General features: G+C 67.4%; 11 protein-coding genes. 4 read left to right on the forward strand and 7 right to left on the reverse strand.

Features of this window, described 5'->3' with window-relative positions; translation table 11 throughout:
- The 3 genes from IPL89_16190 to IPL89_16200 form a co-directional block, all read left to right on the forward strand.
- Positions 1 to 1,221 (forward strand): hypothetical protein (locus tag IPL89_16190; protein MBK9064709.1); only part of this gene is annotated, 1,221 nt, incomplete at its 5' end.
- An 8-nt stretch (positions 1,222 to 1,229) separates the two neighbouring features.
- The gene (locus IPL89_16195) at positions 1,230 to 2,318 is read left to right on the forward strand and encodes a hypothetical protein (GenBank protein ID MBK9064710.1); all 1,089 of its coding nucleotides are present in this window, start codon (positions 1,230 to 1,232) and stop codon (positions 2,316 to 2,318) included.
- A 1,126-nt stretch (positions 2,319 to 3,444) separates the two neighbouring features.
- The gene (locus tag IPL89_16200; protein MBK9064711.1) at positions 3,445 to 4,992 is read left to right on the forward strand and encodes a hypothetical protein; all 1,548 of its coding nucleotides are present in this window, start codon (positions 3,445 to 3,447) and stop codon (positions 4,990 to 4,992) included.
- 906 nt (positions 4,993 to 5,898) lie between these two features.
- Here IPL89_16200 and IPL89_16205 read toward each other — a convergent pair.
- From IPL89_16205 to IPL89_16225, 5 genes are all read right to left on the reverse strand, one after another.
- Entirely contained in the window at positions 5,899 to 6,495 is a 597-nt protein-coding gene (locus IPL89_16205) for a transposase (protein MBK9064712.1), read from the reverse strand.
- Entirely contained in the window at positions 6,483 to 7,112 is a 630-nt protein-coding gene (locus IPL89_16210; protein MBK9064713.1) for a hypothetical protein, read from the reverse strand. Before IPL89_16210 ends, IPL89_16205 begins: the two co-directional genes overlap by 13 nt.
- A 107-nt stretch (positions 7,113 to 7,219) precedes the next feature.
- Positions 7,220 to 8,086, reverse strand: a complete 867-nt coding sequence (locus tag IPL89_16215) for an acyltransferase (protein MBK9064714.1) — start codon at positions 8,084 to 8,086, stop codon at positions 7,220 to 7,222.
- On the reverse strand, positions 8,086 to 9,546 hold the full coding sequence (locus tag IPL89_16220) for a CoA-acylating methylmalonate-semialdehyde dehydrogenase (protein MBK9064715.1): 1,461 nt from the start codon (positions 9,544 to 9,546) through the stop codon (positions 8,086 to 8,088). Before IPL89_16220 ends, IPL89_16215 begins: the two co-directional genes overlap by 1 nt.
- A 62-nt stretch (positions 9,547 to 9,608) precedes the next feature.
- Entirely contained in the window at positions 9,609 to 11,789 is a 2,181-nt protein-coding gene (locus IPL89_16225) for an IPT/TIG domain-containing protein (protein ID MBK9064716.1), read from the reverse strand.
- Between the two features lie 59 nt (positions 11,790 to 11,848).
- Between IPL89_16225 and IPL89_16230 the strand changes: the two genes are divergently transcribed.
- Positions 11,849 to 13,420 carry a hypothetical protein gene (locus IPL89_16230; protein ID MBK9064717.1) on the forward strand — a complete coding sequence of 524 codons (1,572 nt, stop codon included), beginning with the start codon at positions 11,849 to 11,851 and terminating at the stop codon, positions 13,418 to 13,420.
- Here the strand turns inward: IPL89_16230 and IPL89_16235 are convergent.
- On the reverse strand, positions 13,407 to 14,306 hold the full coding sequence (locus tag IPL89_16235; GenBank protein MBK9064718.1) for an NAD(P)-dependent oxidoreductase: 900 nt from the start codon (positions 14,304 to 14,306) through the stop codon (positions 13,407 to 13,409). The two genes, IPL89_16230 and IPL89_16235, sit on opposite strands and share 14 nt — an antisense overlap.
- Positions 14,303 to 15,202 carry a hypothetical protein gene (locus IPL89_16240; protein MBK9064719.1) on the reverse strand — a complete coding sequence of 300 codons (900 nt, stop codon included), beginning with the start codon at positions 15,200 to 15,202 and terminating at the stop codon, positions 14,303 to 14,305. The genes IPL89_16235 and IPL89_16240 overlap by 4 nt, the downstream gene beginning before the upstream one ends.
- Positions 15,203 to 15,360 lie beyond the last annotated feature (158 nt).

Genomic DNA, 15,360 nt, shown 5'->3' on the forward strand with positions numbered 1-15,360 from the left:
TACCCGAACGTCGCTCCCTTCAACAATGAAGTCCATCAGTGGACCTACGACGCCATCGGGAACCGCCTCACGAACCAGATCGACGCCACGATCCAGACTTACACGTACGAGAAGATCGGAGCGAATCCCAAGAACGCGCAGAAGCTGATGAACGACGGAACGAACGCGTACGCGTACGACTTCAATGGCAGCCAGGTATCACGAACTGGCTTCGGCTTCGGAAGCGACGCGGACAACCGGCTTGCGGCGATCACGGGGAATGAGACGGCCAGCTACACGTATGACTACCAGGGGAGAAGGACCAGTAAGACGGTCGCGGGCGTGACGACGAAGTACCTGTATGACGGATTGAACCTCGTCTCGGAGACGACGGCTGGCGCGACGACCAGATATGCGTTTGGGCCGTCAATCGATGAGCCGCTGGCTCTCTATGCTTCAGGGGCCGTCAGCTACCTTAATGCGGACGGGCTCGGGAGCATCGTGGCGACGAACAGCGCCACCGGGACCGTTAGCCACGGTTCCGTGTTCGATGCGTGGGGGGTCGCGAAGAGCGAGACAGGGACGAGAATCCACCCCTTCACGTACACGGGGAGAGAGACGGGAGAGGCCGGACTGCTGTTCCATCGAGCTCGGTGGTCTCAGCCGGCGACGGGCGCCTTTACTCAGGTCGATCCTCTCAGCCAAATAACGCCGAGCCCTGAGCTCTATAGGTACGCGAGGTCCGCACCGACGCAGTTCGTCGATCCCACCGGGCTTCAGGCAGCGGCCGCCATGGACCCTAACGGCTGCGAGGACAAATGCAAAGAGATTCGCGACCAGATCATCGCGGTGACGACTGAGCTAGCGAAGCGAACCGCCGAACAGTGGGCGAACAAAGGCCGGCTGCCTTGGACACGCCCCGGCACCGGCGGACCTGGAAAGAACACGATCTACGGACATGCAGAGCAGTTCGTTAACAAGCAACGCAACTTGAGAAACCTCATTGACGACTGGAAGTCCAATCACTGTGGGGATGGGCTTCCGGCCGACGCATGGAGTTGGGCTCAGGCTGCGGCGCCGGAACCCGATCCGGAGACAGTCAAGAACTACCCGGATCGCCCCGATCGCCCGTGGCCAACGCTCTCTCCAGCGGAGAGGAAGGCGCTTGAGCAGGCGATTGAGGTCGGAATCTCCGGCACGATTCTCTATTGGATTTTCCGACTCGCGCCGGCGGCGCTATGAGGCGCTAGATGACCGACGATCTTCGGTGGCGAGAGGCTTGGTACTTTCTCAGTCTAGATCGCGTTCGACCGTTCGCCGCCGACCTCTGGCTTCAGGATAGCGAGGGTAAGGATCTCGCACAGCTTGCGCGAGCCGCAGTTGAACGAGAGCTTAAGAGCGGCGATTCGGCCCTGGACGTGAGCCGACTCAATTACTCGCTTCTTGCCGGAGTAGCTCAGGACGCTGGTGACCTTGTGGCAGCCCGCCTAGCCGCATGGGTGCAATCGGTATTCGTTCGCGGGCCAGCGGACCGTCAAGACGAGAGCCAGTGGTCACTGGTGATCAATGACGTCCCGCCGTGGTTCGTCCCGACGATAGTTACTCCGCCTTGGCTACTGCCGCTGATGGATTCGGTTCGCCAGGGAAAGAACGCGGTGAGAGAGAGCGTCAGACAGAACTTGAAGAGTGTGGGCGAGACGCCGCCATCCGGGGGGGACCAGGAGGTATCAGATGCCTTCGGGTACGAAATCGAAGGGACCGATTCCACGGTGGCACTGATCACTGGACTGAACGCCTTCTCGGACAACTGGGAAGACTTCTGTGGACGGCTCGGCCTGCAAGAACTTGAGGAGGTCGCGCATTGGGGTCGACACGTCGTCGAAACGAAGAACCTGCCGTTTGAACTCGTTTCGGCGCGTGGCGCTGGGAACATCTTACCTTTCTCCAGCGCGCCCTACGTGTTTAGCAAGGGAGGCAGGCGTAACTACGGCCTGCCCGATGCTCCGATCTCTGAGACGGACGTCGCCCCCAGATGGAGAAATAGAGACTGCGCCCGGCTCGCGCGGGCGGCCGAGCGCCCGGCACGATCGCTTCGCACGCCGGAGTTCACCGGCGCGGGGGCGTGGTCCTCTTCGGACCGCGAGGAAACGAAGCTGAGTCAGGATCTTTTCTCGGCCTCCAGCGCAGCGCGCCGCTTCGCGCGAGGGTGTGCCGACCGGGCGCGTGGAATTTCGCACGCGCGCAGGTCGACTAGGGTCGGGTCTGTGCTATGTGGTATGGCCAGGAGCCCGACACGGCATTTCCCAAGGAGATCGGGCGACGCGACGCACACGACGTAGGGTGAAAGGTCGTGATATGGGAACACCTGCATGCGAGCCCTCTGGGCGGTAAAGACAGATGCAGAGACACGAACTCCAGGTGACCGCGGTAGACCTCGATCGCTGGGCGAGCTCGCTTCCTGCCCGCGGTGAGCTCCCACGCCTGATTCGCCGACTAGTCGTCGCGACGACGAAACCTCTGCACGTTGATTTTCCCGGAGGGGAACTCATCGGCTCGCCCGGCTGGGACGGGGAACTCCTCGTAGCGCCGGGGGCCGGAACATCGCGTGTGCCGGAGGGGCCTCCCGCTGGGAGCTCAGTACCGAAAGCGAGGTTACTTCGAAGGCGACGGAGGACTACAAAAAGCGGTTGGCTGGCACGGATGCCGCGACCAGATCGAACACGACCTACGTTGCCGTCACGGCGCATACGTGGAAGGGGAAGCGGGCCTGGGCGGCGAGTCGTCAGAAGAGAGGGGATTGGAAAGACGTACGGGCTTTCGACGCGGGAGACATTGAGGCGTGGATTGATACAGCCCCCGTTGAGGCTCTCCGCATCGGACTATTACTCGGGAAGAGTGTGGTGGGGGTCCAGCCACTCGACGAGTGGTGGCAAGGCTGGTGTCATGACACGAGCCCTGCCTTGTCCGGAGACGTAGTTCTTGCGGGCCGCGGGGAAGACGCCCGCGTAATTGGCGAGTGGCTCGTGTTCTGGCTCGCACGGGGCGCGGAGGTCTTCAGGCACTTCGGCGCGAGCTCGGCCACAGACCTGATTCACATTTGCCGGCCTGGGTTGGAACGGCTATCGGTCGACACCTCGTCCCTTCGCTCCTTTTGGGCCACTGGGACGCGACGAACGAGGTCGACAGAGGAATGGCAGCGGCGCTCGCGGGTATCCCCTACGATGAGCTCGAGGCGTCCCTGATCGAGGCGACGAACCTTGACGACCCGCCGCTTCGACGAACGGGGTCCTTCTGGTACTTCGCAGCGCGGCGCGACACCTGGCGTTTGCTCAAGCGCCGGTTCACCCCCTCGGAACTCAAGCGCTTCGAGGACGTCGTCATCAAGCATCTTCCCGACCCGAACCACGTTGGGACCTTCCCCCCGACGAGCGCTGGAAGGCCTCGCTGTCAGCGCCGAAAACGCACATGTCGGCGCAGGCGCGGCAAGGCCTGGTTGAGGCTCTCGCGTTTCTCAGCCTCGACGAACGTCCGCCGGATCATCGCGATGTCGCACTGAACGTCGTTCACGGTCTTCTCGCAGCCTGTAGGGCGAACTGGAAAGTCTGGGCGACGCTGGGCGCTGGCATCGCAGACCTTGCCGAACTGGCGCCCGAGGAGTTTCTCGCGACGGTTGAGTCGAGTCTGGGCGATAAAGTGCCGGAGATACTGAAGCTCTTCGGAGGCGATCGAGGCGACCCAGACCCTTTTCCTAGTCCGGTGCTGCACACGAATCTGCTCTGGTCGCTGGAGCGGCTAGCGTGGAGCCCGCGGTACCTCACTCGTGTCGCGAAGATACTGGGCTCGCTCGCTCGACAGGACCCCGGCGGAAGATATCGGAACAGGCCGGCGGCCAGTCTCTATGGGATCTTCTGCCCCTGGCTGCCACAAACGGCAGCGGAGCTCAGAGAGCGCCTCGGGGCTCTTTCTGCGCTTCAATCGGCGGAGCCGGAGAGCGCCTTTGATCTCCTGTTGGCGATGATGCCGAATCGAGCCGGTGGCGAGATGCTCATGCCCGCGGGAAACCCGCGCTGGAACAGCTGGAAGCCGGCGGAGCGTCAGGTACCTCGGGCCGAGTACGACAATGCGATCTCCGACGCAGCCCTACGTCTCCTGGATCTGGCAGGCGCCGAACCCCAGCGGTGGGTCAGGATCGCGAAAGATCTCGACCGGCTCCCCATTCGCGCCCGTGAGCAGGCGCTGGCCGCCATTCGAAAGGACGTTCCTCGCCTTTCGGCTGAAACGCGCAGCGATGTCTGGAACGCGATACGAGGTCTCGTGAACTCGCACCGAGAATTTGCGAGAGCGAAGTGGGCGCTCTCTCCGGAGGAAGTGAGCGCCATAGAAGAGCTTCTGCCCGTCTTGGAGCCGGGTGACCTCGTGGTCCGCCACGCGTGGCTCTTCGGCCACCACCCGAATCTTGGCGAGGAGCGCGAATGGGATGCCGAACAGGCCGAGATCGAGAGGCGGCGTCGGGAGGCGGTCAAGTCTCTCCTCGAGACCCGAGGCGTGGAGGGTGTCCGCGCTCTTGCAGAGGCAGTGGAGGTCCCAGGTTTCGTCGGGCGCGCGCTCGGACACCTCCCTTTGACATCCGCGGTTGAAGACGAAGTACTGAGGGAAAAGGCGAGTTCAGCGACCTCCGACGAAGTGTTTGTTCGAGGATTCATAGGCGGACGCCTCGAGAGCGCAGGCCCGGGATGGCGAGACGCTGTGCTCGCGCGGCACCGGGAGTCGTGGACGGCGAGTCGCACCGCGAGCGTCTACCTCATGGAGTCAGCCGGCGCCGACACCTGGAATCGCTTGACCGAGAGACGCCGGAAACCCGGAGGGCCTACTGGGCTCGCTTCTGGCCTCTTGGAATGGGTCATGAGGTCGCCGTTGGGCGGCCGGCCCGACAGTTGCTCCAACATGATCAGCCTGTTCGAGCAGTCGCGCTCCTTGGCCTCTACGCCGACGCGATTGGCGACGACCAGCTAGACCTGGCAGTCGAAGCGCTCAGCCGAGCCATCAAGGAGGATCCTGCTGCGTTGGCGCCGATCGCACACGATGTCCGGCGACTCCTGGGGCGCTTCGCGAAGGTCGACCCTGTTCGCAGCCGACTCTGGGAGTTTGAATGGACACTCCTTCCCTTTGTTTTGGATATGCATGAGCATCCGCTGGCGCTCCACGAGCGGATGGCTACCGAACCGCAGTTCTTCGTGGATCTGTGCACTCTCGCGTTCCGTTCGGAAGATGAACCCGCGCCTTCTCTCGACGAAAACGAAAAGAACCGGGCCATGAGTGCCTATCGCCTATTGAAATCCTGGCATGGGCCTCCAGGCGCCAAACGTCTGAGCGAGTTGGCCTTTGCGCCGCTGCATACCTGCGGGTGGCCGCGGCGCGAACCGCCCTTCAGGCGAGTGGCCGTGGTGTCATTGGTGATCTCACCATCGGGGATGCAATCGGTTTACCGAGCGGGGAGAACGGGGAATGGCCCCATTCCGCGGTTTCGCAGCTTGTCGAGGAGCTGTCGAGCGCGGATATCGAAAGGGGCATCGAGTTGAGTGTGTTCAACGCCCGCGGTGTCTATAGCCCATCCGGTGGCCGCGCTGAGCGCGAGCTCGCGGAAAAGTACCGACTACGGGGGGAGAACCTCAGAACGTCTTCCCCCCGAACGGCGGCTCTCTTGAATCGCCTCGCTGCAACATATGAGCGTCTGGCTGACCGCGAAGAGGCTGAGCATCTACACGGCGAGGACACGTAGCCCGCCATAGGCTGTAGGGGCGCAATGGGATTTGCGGCGCGCTCTGGCGCGCACGGACCAGCGGTTTCGTGGCCGTCGGATGCGGCGAGCGCACACCTCTTCACGATTCAGCGTCGCTTTGCCGAACGTCTTGTCGCCCTTCAGGCCGCGTTTCGAACCAACACCGGCAGAAGCCGCTCCGCGTCGAGATACTCGATGCGAAACGGGGAGTCCATCGGGCCTTCGCCCGGCCTGCCGCGAGGAGGCGGGATTGCCGAGAGATGCGCGGGCGTCCGTCCGAAGTAGATCTCGGCCGGCGTCGCCCCGTTCAGCCCTTGATGCGGGCGGAAGTGCGCATAGTGAACGAGGCCGGTCTCGACCTTCGCCGCGAGGTCTTCTGCGGCGAGCGGCCGAAGAAGGCGCAGGCCGAGTGTGTCTTTCAACGTCCTCCACAGCCTCTCGATCAGTGCGATTGAGCCCTTCCTTCCAATCGCTCCATACCTCGGCCTCGCGCCGAGGCTCCGCAGCATTCGGCGAAAGACCTGGCCGATGAAGCACGGCCCTCTATCCGACACGAAGTGCGCCGGCCGCCCGTGCCGCTTCGTGGCCCTCGAGACGAACCGGCTGATCTCGACGGACGACGGCTCCTTGGAAAAAACCAATGCCGAGAGCGGCATCCGCGAGAAGACGTCAAACACGACCCCGATCTTGAACGTCACGATCCCGAACAGCCCCCTCACGTCCGTCAGATCCGCCATCCAGACGTGATTGGGGCGGCGGGCCCGCACGGTTTGCGCCGCCCGCGTGAGCGCGTCGGGGAGCCGGGGCGACGGCCGCCTTCCCGGCGAATCCGCCCAACTGTTCTCGACGACAACCTCCAACCCGCGCGCGCCAGCGTCCGTGCGATCAGGTCATTTCCTCCGAAGCCGGCCAGCTCCATCGTTTTGACTACGGCTCTCACCACGTCGGCGAAGCGCCGGACGGGCGGCTGCGTCGCAACGAGGGGACGCGCAGCCTGGTCGTCATCGCTGGTCGCCTCGATCTCCCACCGGGCAATGGTCTCGACCGACACGCGAAACATCTCCGCGGTCTCACGCTGCGAAAGCCCGAGAAAGCTCCTGATGCGGAGAATCCTGAACCGCTGCTCGGGCTCGTAATGCGGGCGATTGCGGTCCGGCACCTTGTCCCAGCGCTCGCCGAGGATCCCCATTGCTTCGCGCATCATCCTGAGAAGAAGGGCGTTCTCCTCGGCTTTCTCGAACATCTTCGCTGCCGTCGCACCTGAGTCGCGCAGCTTTCCGAGCGCCGAGCCGAGAGCGAGGCCGAGAAGGTGCGTGGCGTGAAGGAGGGCGGGAAGGGCAGCCGGTTCGAGCAAACGGCCGGGAACGGCGTGGCGAGGACTGCGCGGCGACCGGGAAGAGCGCATAAGAGGCTCCTGACCGGCCAGAATGTTCGCCTACCTTCGCGCTCTCGGGCCCTTCGTTACAGTGCCACCAGCGGGCCGTACGTCTCTGGCCGCCTGTCCCGGAAGAACTGCCAGGTGCGCCGGACCTCCTCGATCATGTCGAGGTCGCAGGTCGCGACGAGGAGCTCGTCCTTGTCCTCGCTCGCGGTCGCGAGGAAGTTGCCGCGCGGGTCGACGACGTACGACGACCCGTAGAAGCGCCCGATGTTCCACGGGGCTTCCGTGCCGACGCGGTTGCTCGCCGCCACGAAGTAGCCGTTCGCGACCGCGTGCGCGGGCTGCTCGAGCTTCCAGAGGTACTGCGAGAGGCCCGCGACGGTCGCGGACGGGTTGAAGACGATCTCGGCGCCGTTCAGCCCGAGCGCGCGCGCGCCCTCGGGGAAGTGGCGGTCGTAGCAGATGTACACGCCGACCTTGGCGTAGCGCGTCTGGAAGACGGGGTAGCCCACGTTGCCCGGCTTGAAGAAGTACTTCTCCCAGAAGCCCGACGTGTGCGGGATGTGGTTCTTGCGGTACTTGCCGAGGTACGTTCCGTCCGAGTCGTACACGGCGGCGGTGTTGTAGTAGACGCCGGCGTCCTCGCGCTCGTAGACGGGCACGACGACGGCCATGCGGTACTTCTTCGCGATCTTCGCGATGGCCTCGGTCGTCGGCCCGGGCACGGGCTCGGCGGCGTCGTACCAGCGGGAGTCCTGCGACGGGCAGAAGTACGGCCCGTTGAAGATCTCCTGCAGGCCGAGGATCTGGACGCCCTTGCTGCCGGCCTCGTGAATGAGCTTCACGTGCAGGTCCATCGCGGCCTTCTGCACCTTCGCGAGCGAGGCCTTCGGGTCCGAGACGGGGTTGTGCGTCTGGATCAGGCCGACCGTGACCTTGCGCGGCATTAGAACCACCTCTCGATGACGACCTTCTGGTCTGTGTAGAACGCGATGCCGTCGCGGCCGTGCGCCTTCACGTCGCCGAAGAAGCTCTCCTTCGACCCGCCGAACGGGAAGAACGACATCGGCGCCGCGACGCCGACGTTCACGCCCACCATCGCCGGCGGCGCCTGCGACGCGAACGTCCGCGCGGACTTGCCGCTCCCCGTGAAGATCGACGTCGCGTTCGCCTGCGGGTGGTCGTGCAGGAGCGCGAGCGCCGAAGCGAGGTCCGGCACGTTCATGAGCGACAGCACGGGCCCGAAGATCTCCTCGCGCCCGATGGAGGACTTCGGCGAGACCTTGTCGAAGACGGACGCCCCGAGGAAGAACCCGTTCTGGCGGCCTTTCACGGTGACGCCGCGGCCGTCGAGGACGAGCTCGGCCCCCTCGGCGAGGCCCTTGTCGATGTAGGAGAGGACGCGCTGGCGCGCCGCCTCGCGGATGACCGGCCCCATCGTGACGCCCGGCTCGAGGCCGTCGCCGACCTTGATCGCCTTCGCGGCCGCGACGAGGCGCTCGCGCACGTCCGCGTGGTGGCTCGCGCCGCCCACCGTGACGACGATCGAGCCGGCGAGGCACCGCTCGCCCGCGCAGCCGTAGCAGGACTCCGAGACGATGCCGATCGACTTGTCGAGGTTCGCGTCCGGCATCACGACGATGAAGTTCTTCGCGCCCCCGAGCGCCTGCACGCGCTTGCCGGCGTGCGACGCCGTCCGGTAGACGTGCCTCGCGACGGGCGTCGAGCCGACGAACGACACGCCCTTCACGTCCGGATGCTCGCAGAGCCCGTTCACGACGTCCGCTCCGCCGTTCACGAGGTTCACGACGCCGGGCGGGACGCACTCGGAGAGCAGCTCGTGCATGCGTTTCTGCGAAAGCGGGACGAGCTCGGACGGCTTCACGACGAACGTGTTGCCCGTCGCCACCGCGAACGGCAGGAACCAGAGCGGCACCATGGCGGGGAAGTTGAACGGCGCGATCGCCGCGAAGACGCCCATCGGCTGGCGGTGGACGTCGCAGTCGAGCCCGCGGGAGATGTCCTCGAGGCCGTAGCCCATCATCATCGAGGGCATCCCGCACGCGACCTCGACGGCCTCGATGCCGCGGCGGACGGACCCGCGCGACTCGTCCAGCGTCTTGCCGTGCTCGGTCGTGACGATGCGCGCGATCTCGTCGAAATGCTCCTCGAGCCGGTTCTTGAACGCGAACATCGCGCGCGCGCGCTCCACGACGGGCGTCGCGCGCCAGGCGGGGAACGCCGCCTTCGCCGCGGCGACGGCCGCGTCCACGTCGGCGCGCGTCCCGAGCGGCGACTTCGCGATGACGGCGCCCGTGGCGGGGTTGTAGACGTCGCAGGACGACGTCGCGCGCGAGTCGATCCACGCGCCTCCGACGAAGTCGGTGAGGAGGGGAGCGTTCGTCATCCGGCACCTCCGATGAAGCGGAGCGCCGATTCTAGACCGGGGAGAGCGAATCTCAGCTGCGGCTACCGGTAGTAACCGTTCACGTCGAGGACGAGGTTCAGCGAGCCGTTCGTGTTGTTCCGCACGGTCACGCGGCCGGTGCCGTCGCTCGAAAGGAAGAGGTGCGCGTTGTTCGCCCGCGTCCGGCCGGCCCGGAAGCTGACCGTCGAGACGGCTGGCGGAGACGCGAGCGTCGCGGGGTAAATCACGAGGTCGCCGGCGGCGGCCGGGCTCACGATCGTGACGTTCGCCGAGACCGTCTGCGTCCCGGCCGGAACGCCGCACGAACCGACGAGCGTGAACGTGCGCGAGGCCCCGGCGCCGAGCGCGGGTCCGCCGAGGGGGCCCGCCGCGTTGCGCGTGTCCACGAGGCGGCAGGGCGTGAGCGTGAAGAACGTCGTGGCCCCCTGCCGCGTCGGGGTCGGCGTAGGCGTCGGCGTTCGCGTCGGGGTCACGGTCGGAGTCGGCGGGGGCGGGGTGGGCAGGGTCGTGGGCGTCGAGGTTCGCGTCGGGGTCAGGGTCGGGGTCCTGGTCGGCGTCGGGGTCGGCGTGCCCGGCAGGAACGTCGGCGTCTGGGTCGGGGTCGCGGTGGCCGTCGGCGTCAGGGTCGGTGTGATCGTCGGCGTCGCCGTCCGCGTCGCCGTCGCCGTCGGGGTGGGCGTCGGCGTCGGCGGGATGCCGGTCCCGTACGTGTAGAGGGACGTCGCGGTGTAGCCCTGGTTGGATGGGTTCCGGACGGTCACTTCGACGACGCCGTCGGCGTGCGCGCCCGTCGTCGCGTTGATCGTCGTCGCGTTCACGAAGGCGACGCCCGTCGCGGCCACGCCGCCGATCGTGACGGTCGCGCCCGAGACGAACCCCGTCCCCGAGATCGTCACCGCGGTGCCGCCGGCGGTCGGGCCCGCGTTCGGGGCGACGTCCGTGACGATGGGGCCCGCGACCGTGCCGAAGCAGCTGGGGCGGCCCTCGACGTACGTCCGGATGCGCGCCGTGACGGCCTGGCTCGTCTCGCCCGGCACGCCGAGGAACATCTTGATGTTCGAGTATCCGCCGGAGCGCTGGTGGCAGTAGCTCATGATCGTCCCCTTCTCGGGGGGGACGCTCGTCGGACCGACGTAGCACTCGCCCGACCAGCACTGGTCCACCTCGGGGGTGTAGCAGTGCGTGTGGGGCGAGCCGAAATTGTGCCCGAGCTCGTGCGCCACGACCATGAAGTCCCAGTAGGTGTACGAGATGTTCGTCGGAGCGACGCCGGAGAGGCTCGCGCTGACGCCGTACCCGGCGCCGCCGCAGAGCGCGTTCAGGTAGGCGATGCCGCCGCCGAGGCCCTTCCCCGAGAGCATGTGCGCCGTCGCCCGGGGAACGGTGCCGCGGTTCGTGCTCCAGTACGAAACGAACTCCGACAGCGCGGCGGACGTGCCGCTCGTCGCGTTCCACGGGTCCGCCGCCGTCGTCCAGATGGAGAGGTGGTTCACCTGGAGCGTCACGAGAACGTCGCGCTGGTAAACCGCCGAGACGAAGGCGAAGAGGTCGCCGACGTACTTCGTGAGGTTCGTCGTGGAGTTGAACTTCGCGTAGAGCTCGTAGTCCGTCTCCACGGCGATTCCCGCGAAGTACATGACGTTGCTCAGCGCGCGCCGGTTCAGCGAGGCGGCGGGTTTCGTCTCGGGGGGAACGGGAAGCGAGTCCGTTCCGCACGTGAAGGTCCGCATCGCGTCGGGGACGTCGGTCTCGGGGTCCAGCGTCCGGACGAGGGTGCGGCCGGGAGGTCCGTCGCCGTAAGGGTGACGCTCCGGCCCGAGGACCGAGACGCGCCCGCCCGTGATCACGAAGCCGCGGAGCGAGCGCCCGCGCGCGAGGACGACGACGGACGACGGATCGCCGATGACGCGCCCCGTGAACCAGCGGTCGGTGGGAGCCGGGGCGAGGGTGTCGCCGAAACGGCCGTGGACGACGATCTGGGCGTCCGGCGCGAAGACCTGCCGCTGGGAAACCTCGAATTCCACGCTCGTTCCGTCGTCGAGCGTGACGGGCTGGGTCGTGATCCGGGCGTCCGGCCCGAGCGGCCCGTCGAGAACCCGGAACGTCCTGTCGTCCACGACCCGCTCGGCGTCGGCCCGGGCGGCGCCGAAGAGGCCGAACGCGGCCAGCGCGGCGGCCGCAAGGACACGCCCACCCGTACGCCCGCGCGAAACCCGGTTCATGGACACACTTCCTGACAAGTAGTGTCGAGGCCCCACGGCGAGTGCGCGATCATGCGGGGGTGACCCGGTCCGAACGCTTCGCAGCGTGCGCCGCCGCCGCCGCCGCGGTCGCGTGGGGCTGGCCGGCCCTGACGTCGGGGTACGAGGGCCCGTACGACGAGGGCAACACGCTCTGCGCGGCCACGCGGGTTCTCGCGGGCGAGACGCCGTACCGCGACTTCTGGAGCCTTCACCCCCCCGGGACGACGTGGCTTCTCGCCGGCGCGTTCCGCGTCTTCGGCGCCACGCTCGGCGTCGAGCGCGCCGTGAAGATCGGCGTCGTCGCGCTCGCGGCCGTCCTCCTGTTCCTGCTCGCGCGGCTCGCGGCGCGAACGGGATGGGCCGCCGCGTCCGCGCTGCTCTTCGTCGTCCTCCCGACGCAGACGCTCTCGCTGCGGTCGCGCGACGCCGGCCTCGTCCTCGTCCTCGCCACGCTGCTCGCCGCGTGCGCGCCCACGGACCGCCCGCGCCGCCGCGCGCTCGTCGCCGGGCTTCTCGCGGGCCTCACGTTCTGGTTCAAGCAGGATTTCGTCGGGGCTGCGGCGGTGGCGGGAGCGATCGCCGTGGGGACGTCCGCCGCCCTGAGTGCGCCGTTAGGGCGGAAGCTTCGCGCGACTCTCTTCGACGCTCTCATCCCCTTCGCCGTCGGGCTTTCCATCGGCCTGGCCACGCTGGCGGCGACGCTGGCCGTGCGAGGGACCTTCAAGGAATTCTTCGAACAGGCGATCCTGTTTCCCACTTCGTCGTTCGGGCGATTCCGCTCGATTCCCCTTTCCTTGCGGTTCGAGCAGGTCGCCGAGGCCTTCGGACGGGGGATTTCTTCGAATGTGGCTCTGAATGCGGCCGCGGTGCCGATCCTCTTCGTCGCGGTTCTTGTGGCGGCGCTGGCAGGCGCGGCATGCGGGGGAGTGGCTCTGCGGCGAGGCGCGGGCGGCACGGCTGCGTCCGCGTCCGTCCTGCTGGCTTCTTCCGTCGCCGGTTTTCTTCTCCTCGCGGCGCCTTGGCAACGGGCGGATCTCGAGCACCTGAACCCCGCCCTCGCGCTCGCGCTCGTGGCGCTGGCGGCTCTCGCGGGGCCGCGCGAGGGGATCGCCGCTCCGCGGCTGCGTGCCGCGGGCGCGGCGCTCTTCGCCGCAGTGGCGCTCATAGCTCTCGTAGCTCTCGCGGCGCCCTCCGCGGCGCGAGGGACTGCGATTCCGTCCGACCTCGCGGAGGCGGCGCGCTTCGTCGCGGCGGAGTCGAAGCCGGGCGAGCGCATTTTCGTCGGGAACGAGCGTCACGACCGGCTCGTCTACAACGCGCCCCTCGTCTACTTCCTCGCGGGCCGCCCGAACGCGACGCGCTACGACAATCTGCACCCCGGAGTCATCACGACGCGTACCGTGCAGGAGGAGATCGTCCGGTCGCTGGAGGCCTCCGGCGCGCGCTGGATCGTCCTGTGGGAAGGGCCGCCTCCCGGCGAGCCGAACGAAAGCTCGCTTTCGAGCGGCGTCGTCGTCCTCGACGAGTGGATCGCGCGCCGCGCGCGCGAGGCGGCGCGGTTCGGGAGCACTCGCGTGATGAGGATCGAGGAACCGGCTACGCGGCGCTGACGCCGAGGCCGGCGGCGAAGCCTTCGTCCAGCGTCCTCGGGCGATATCCACACGCCGCGGCGAACGGCCCGAAGTCGAGATCCGCGTCCTGGTTCAGGCCGAGGAGCGCCTCGGGCGTGAGGAAGAAGGAGGGCGAGACCTTCACGGCGAGCGAGGCCGCGGCCATCGCAAGCGGCAGCGGGACGTGGAAAATGCGGCGCCGCTGCCCCAGCGCGGTCGCGACGCGCGCGACGAGGTCGTCGAACGACAGCACCGTCGCGCCCGACACGCCCCACGTTCCACCGGCTGCGGCCGCGCTCGAGAGCGCGATCTCGACGGCGGCCGCCACGTCCTCGACGTGGACGGGCTGGACCTTCGCGGTCCCGGGGCCGAAGACGGGGAAGACGCCGGGCGCGTTCTTCACGAGCTCGACGAGGCGCGCGAAGTGGAGGCCGCCGCCCTCGCCGTAGACCATGGTCGGCCGGAGCACGACGAACGGGATCCCGGAAGCCGCGACGAGCGCCTCCGCATCGACCTTCGACTGCCCGTAGCTGTTCTTCTTAGCGTACGCGGCCGAGACCGCCGAGACGTAGACGACGCGCGCCGCGCCCCACCGGCGCGCCGCCGCGAGGACGTTGCGCGTCCCGTCGACGTTCACGGTGCGGATCTTTTCCGGCGGGTTTGGAAGCATCGCGGCCGCGGCGTGGACGACGGCGGTGACGCCCGAGCCGAGCGGCTCGAGAGACGCGGGGTCGAGGATGTCCCCCCGCACGAGGTCGACGCCCGGCAGGTCGGCGGGAAGACCTTCGGCGGCGGGAACGAGGCCGCGGACCCGAAGGCCCGAGGCGGTGAGACGGCGCGCGACACGGCGGCCGACGTAGCCGCTGACTCCGGTGAGAAAGATCATGGGCCGGAGTTTGCCTGACGCCCCCACGCGAGGAAGTCCTTCTGCAGTTCCGGCGCTCCCGTCCCGAGCGCCGCGGCGAGCGCGGCCGCGTCTCCGGCGCCGCCCTTCGCGACCGACTTCAGAAAAGCCCGGAAGCTCGCGGCCCGCGCGGCGTCGCCGAGGCACCAGCGCACGAGCATCGCGCTCGTCGTCGTCGCGTCGCGGCGCGATCCGGAGTTCGCGAAGAGCCGGGTGGCGGGGGAGAGCAGCGCCGCGAGCGGAAGCGATTTCCCGGCGCGGGCGCTCTGGATCCAGGCGTCCGGGATCTCGCGCGCTTCGAACGTGTCGGGCTGGAGCCTGCCCTCGGCGTCCACGCGGCACCACGCCAGATCCTCGGCAAGGCCCTCGTCGAGCCAGGCGGCGGGCGACGCACCCAGGGCGCCCTGCGAGAGGAGGTGAGTGAGCTCGTGGACGAGGAGGGCCCGCGAGTCGAGCGGGGTCAGCCCGAGGGCGAAGGCCGCGAGCCCGGCGCCGGCATGGCCTCTGGCGGCGAAAGAGGGGCTGCCGTCCGACTCGACGAAGCGCCTGTAACGCTCGTCGCTGGAATAGATTACGACGACTTGCCCAGCTCCTGGCGCGGCTGCGAGACCGAATCGGGCGGTGTAGGTTGACGCGAGGCGCTCGGCCACGGCGTCGAGGCCCGTCAGCTCTCCCATGGCGGCGTCGGTGACGAGCCGCCACGACCCCAGCCGCGCCTCTCGGCCGAGCGGCCGCATCGCATTGCGCGCCTTGAGGATACGGGCGGGATCGGCCCCAGCGACCGCAGGCTGGGGCGACTCGGCAACTGCAAGGCCAGCCAGGGCGCCAATGGCGCCGAGGATGAGGAGCCCTGAAAGGGAGGCGATTGGTCGGCTCATCTCGGAAGAGGTTAACGGATCTTCGCCCCGAAGGTGTCTAACGAGAAAGCCGTGAATCTGAATTCTCTTTGTCGACTATTCAAAGAAGATCTTCCTCTTCGATTTCCTTATTGACACGGCCCCGGTTATGAAACAATTCCACAAGGTTTACCGGGAGC

It is taken from the genome of Acidobacteriota bacterium (genome assembly GCA_016716715.1).
GTDB lineage: Bacteria > Acidobacteriota > Thermoanaerobaculia > UBA5066 > UBA5066 > Fen-183.

Coding starts and splice junctions, on each gene's coding strand:
- IPL89_16215 (MBK9064714.1), bottom strand. CDS start 8,086: ATGCCGCGCAAGGTCACGGTCGGCCTGATCCAGACGCACAACCCCGTC.
- IPL89_16235 (MBK9064718.1), bottom strand. CDS start 14,306: ATGATCTTTCTCACCGGAGTCAGCGGCTACGTCGGCCGCCGTGTCGCG.
- IPL89_16220 (MBK9064715.1), bottom strand. CDS start 9,546: ATGACGAACGCTCCCCTCCTCACCGACTTCGTCGGAGGCGCGTGGATC.
- IPL89_16240 (MBK9064719.1), bottom strand. CDS start 15,202: ATGAGCCGACCAATCGCCTCCCTTTCAGGGCTCCTCATCCTCGGCGCC.
- IPL89_16200 (MBK9064711.1), top strand. CDS start 3,445: ATGTCGGCGCAGGCGCGGCAAGGCCTGGTTGAGGCTCTCGCGTTTCTC.
- IPL89_16225 (MBK9064716.1), bottom strand. CDS start 11,789: ATGAACCGGGTTTCGCGCGGGCGTACGGGTGGGCGTGTCCTTGCGGCC.
- IPL89_16205 (MBK9064712.1), bottom strand. CDS start 6,495: ATGGCGGATCTGACGGACGTGAGGGGGCTGTTCGGGATCGTGACGTTC.
- IPL89_16195 (MBK9064710.1), top strand. CDS start 1,230: ATGACCGACGATCTTCGGTGGCGAGAGGCTTGGTACTTTCTCAGTCTA.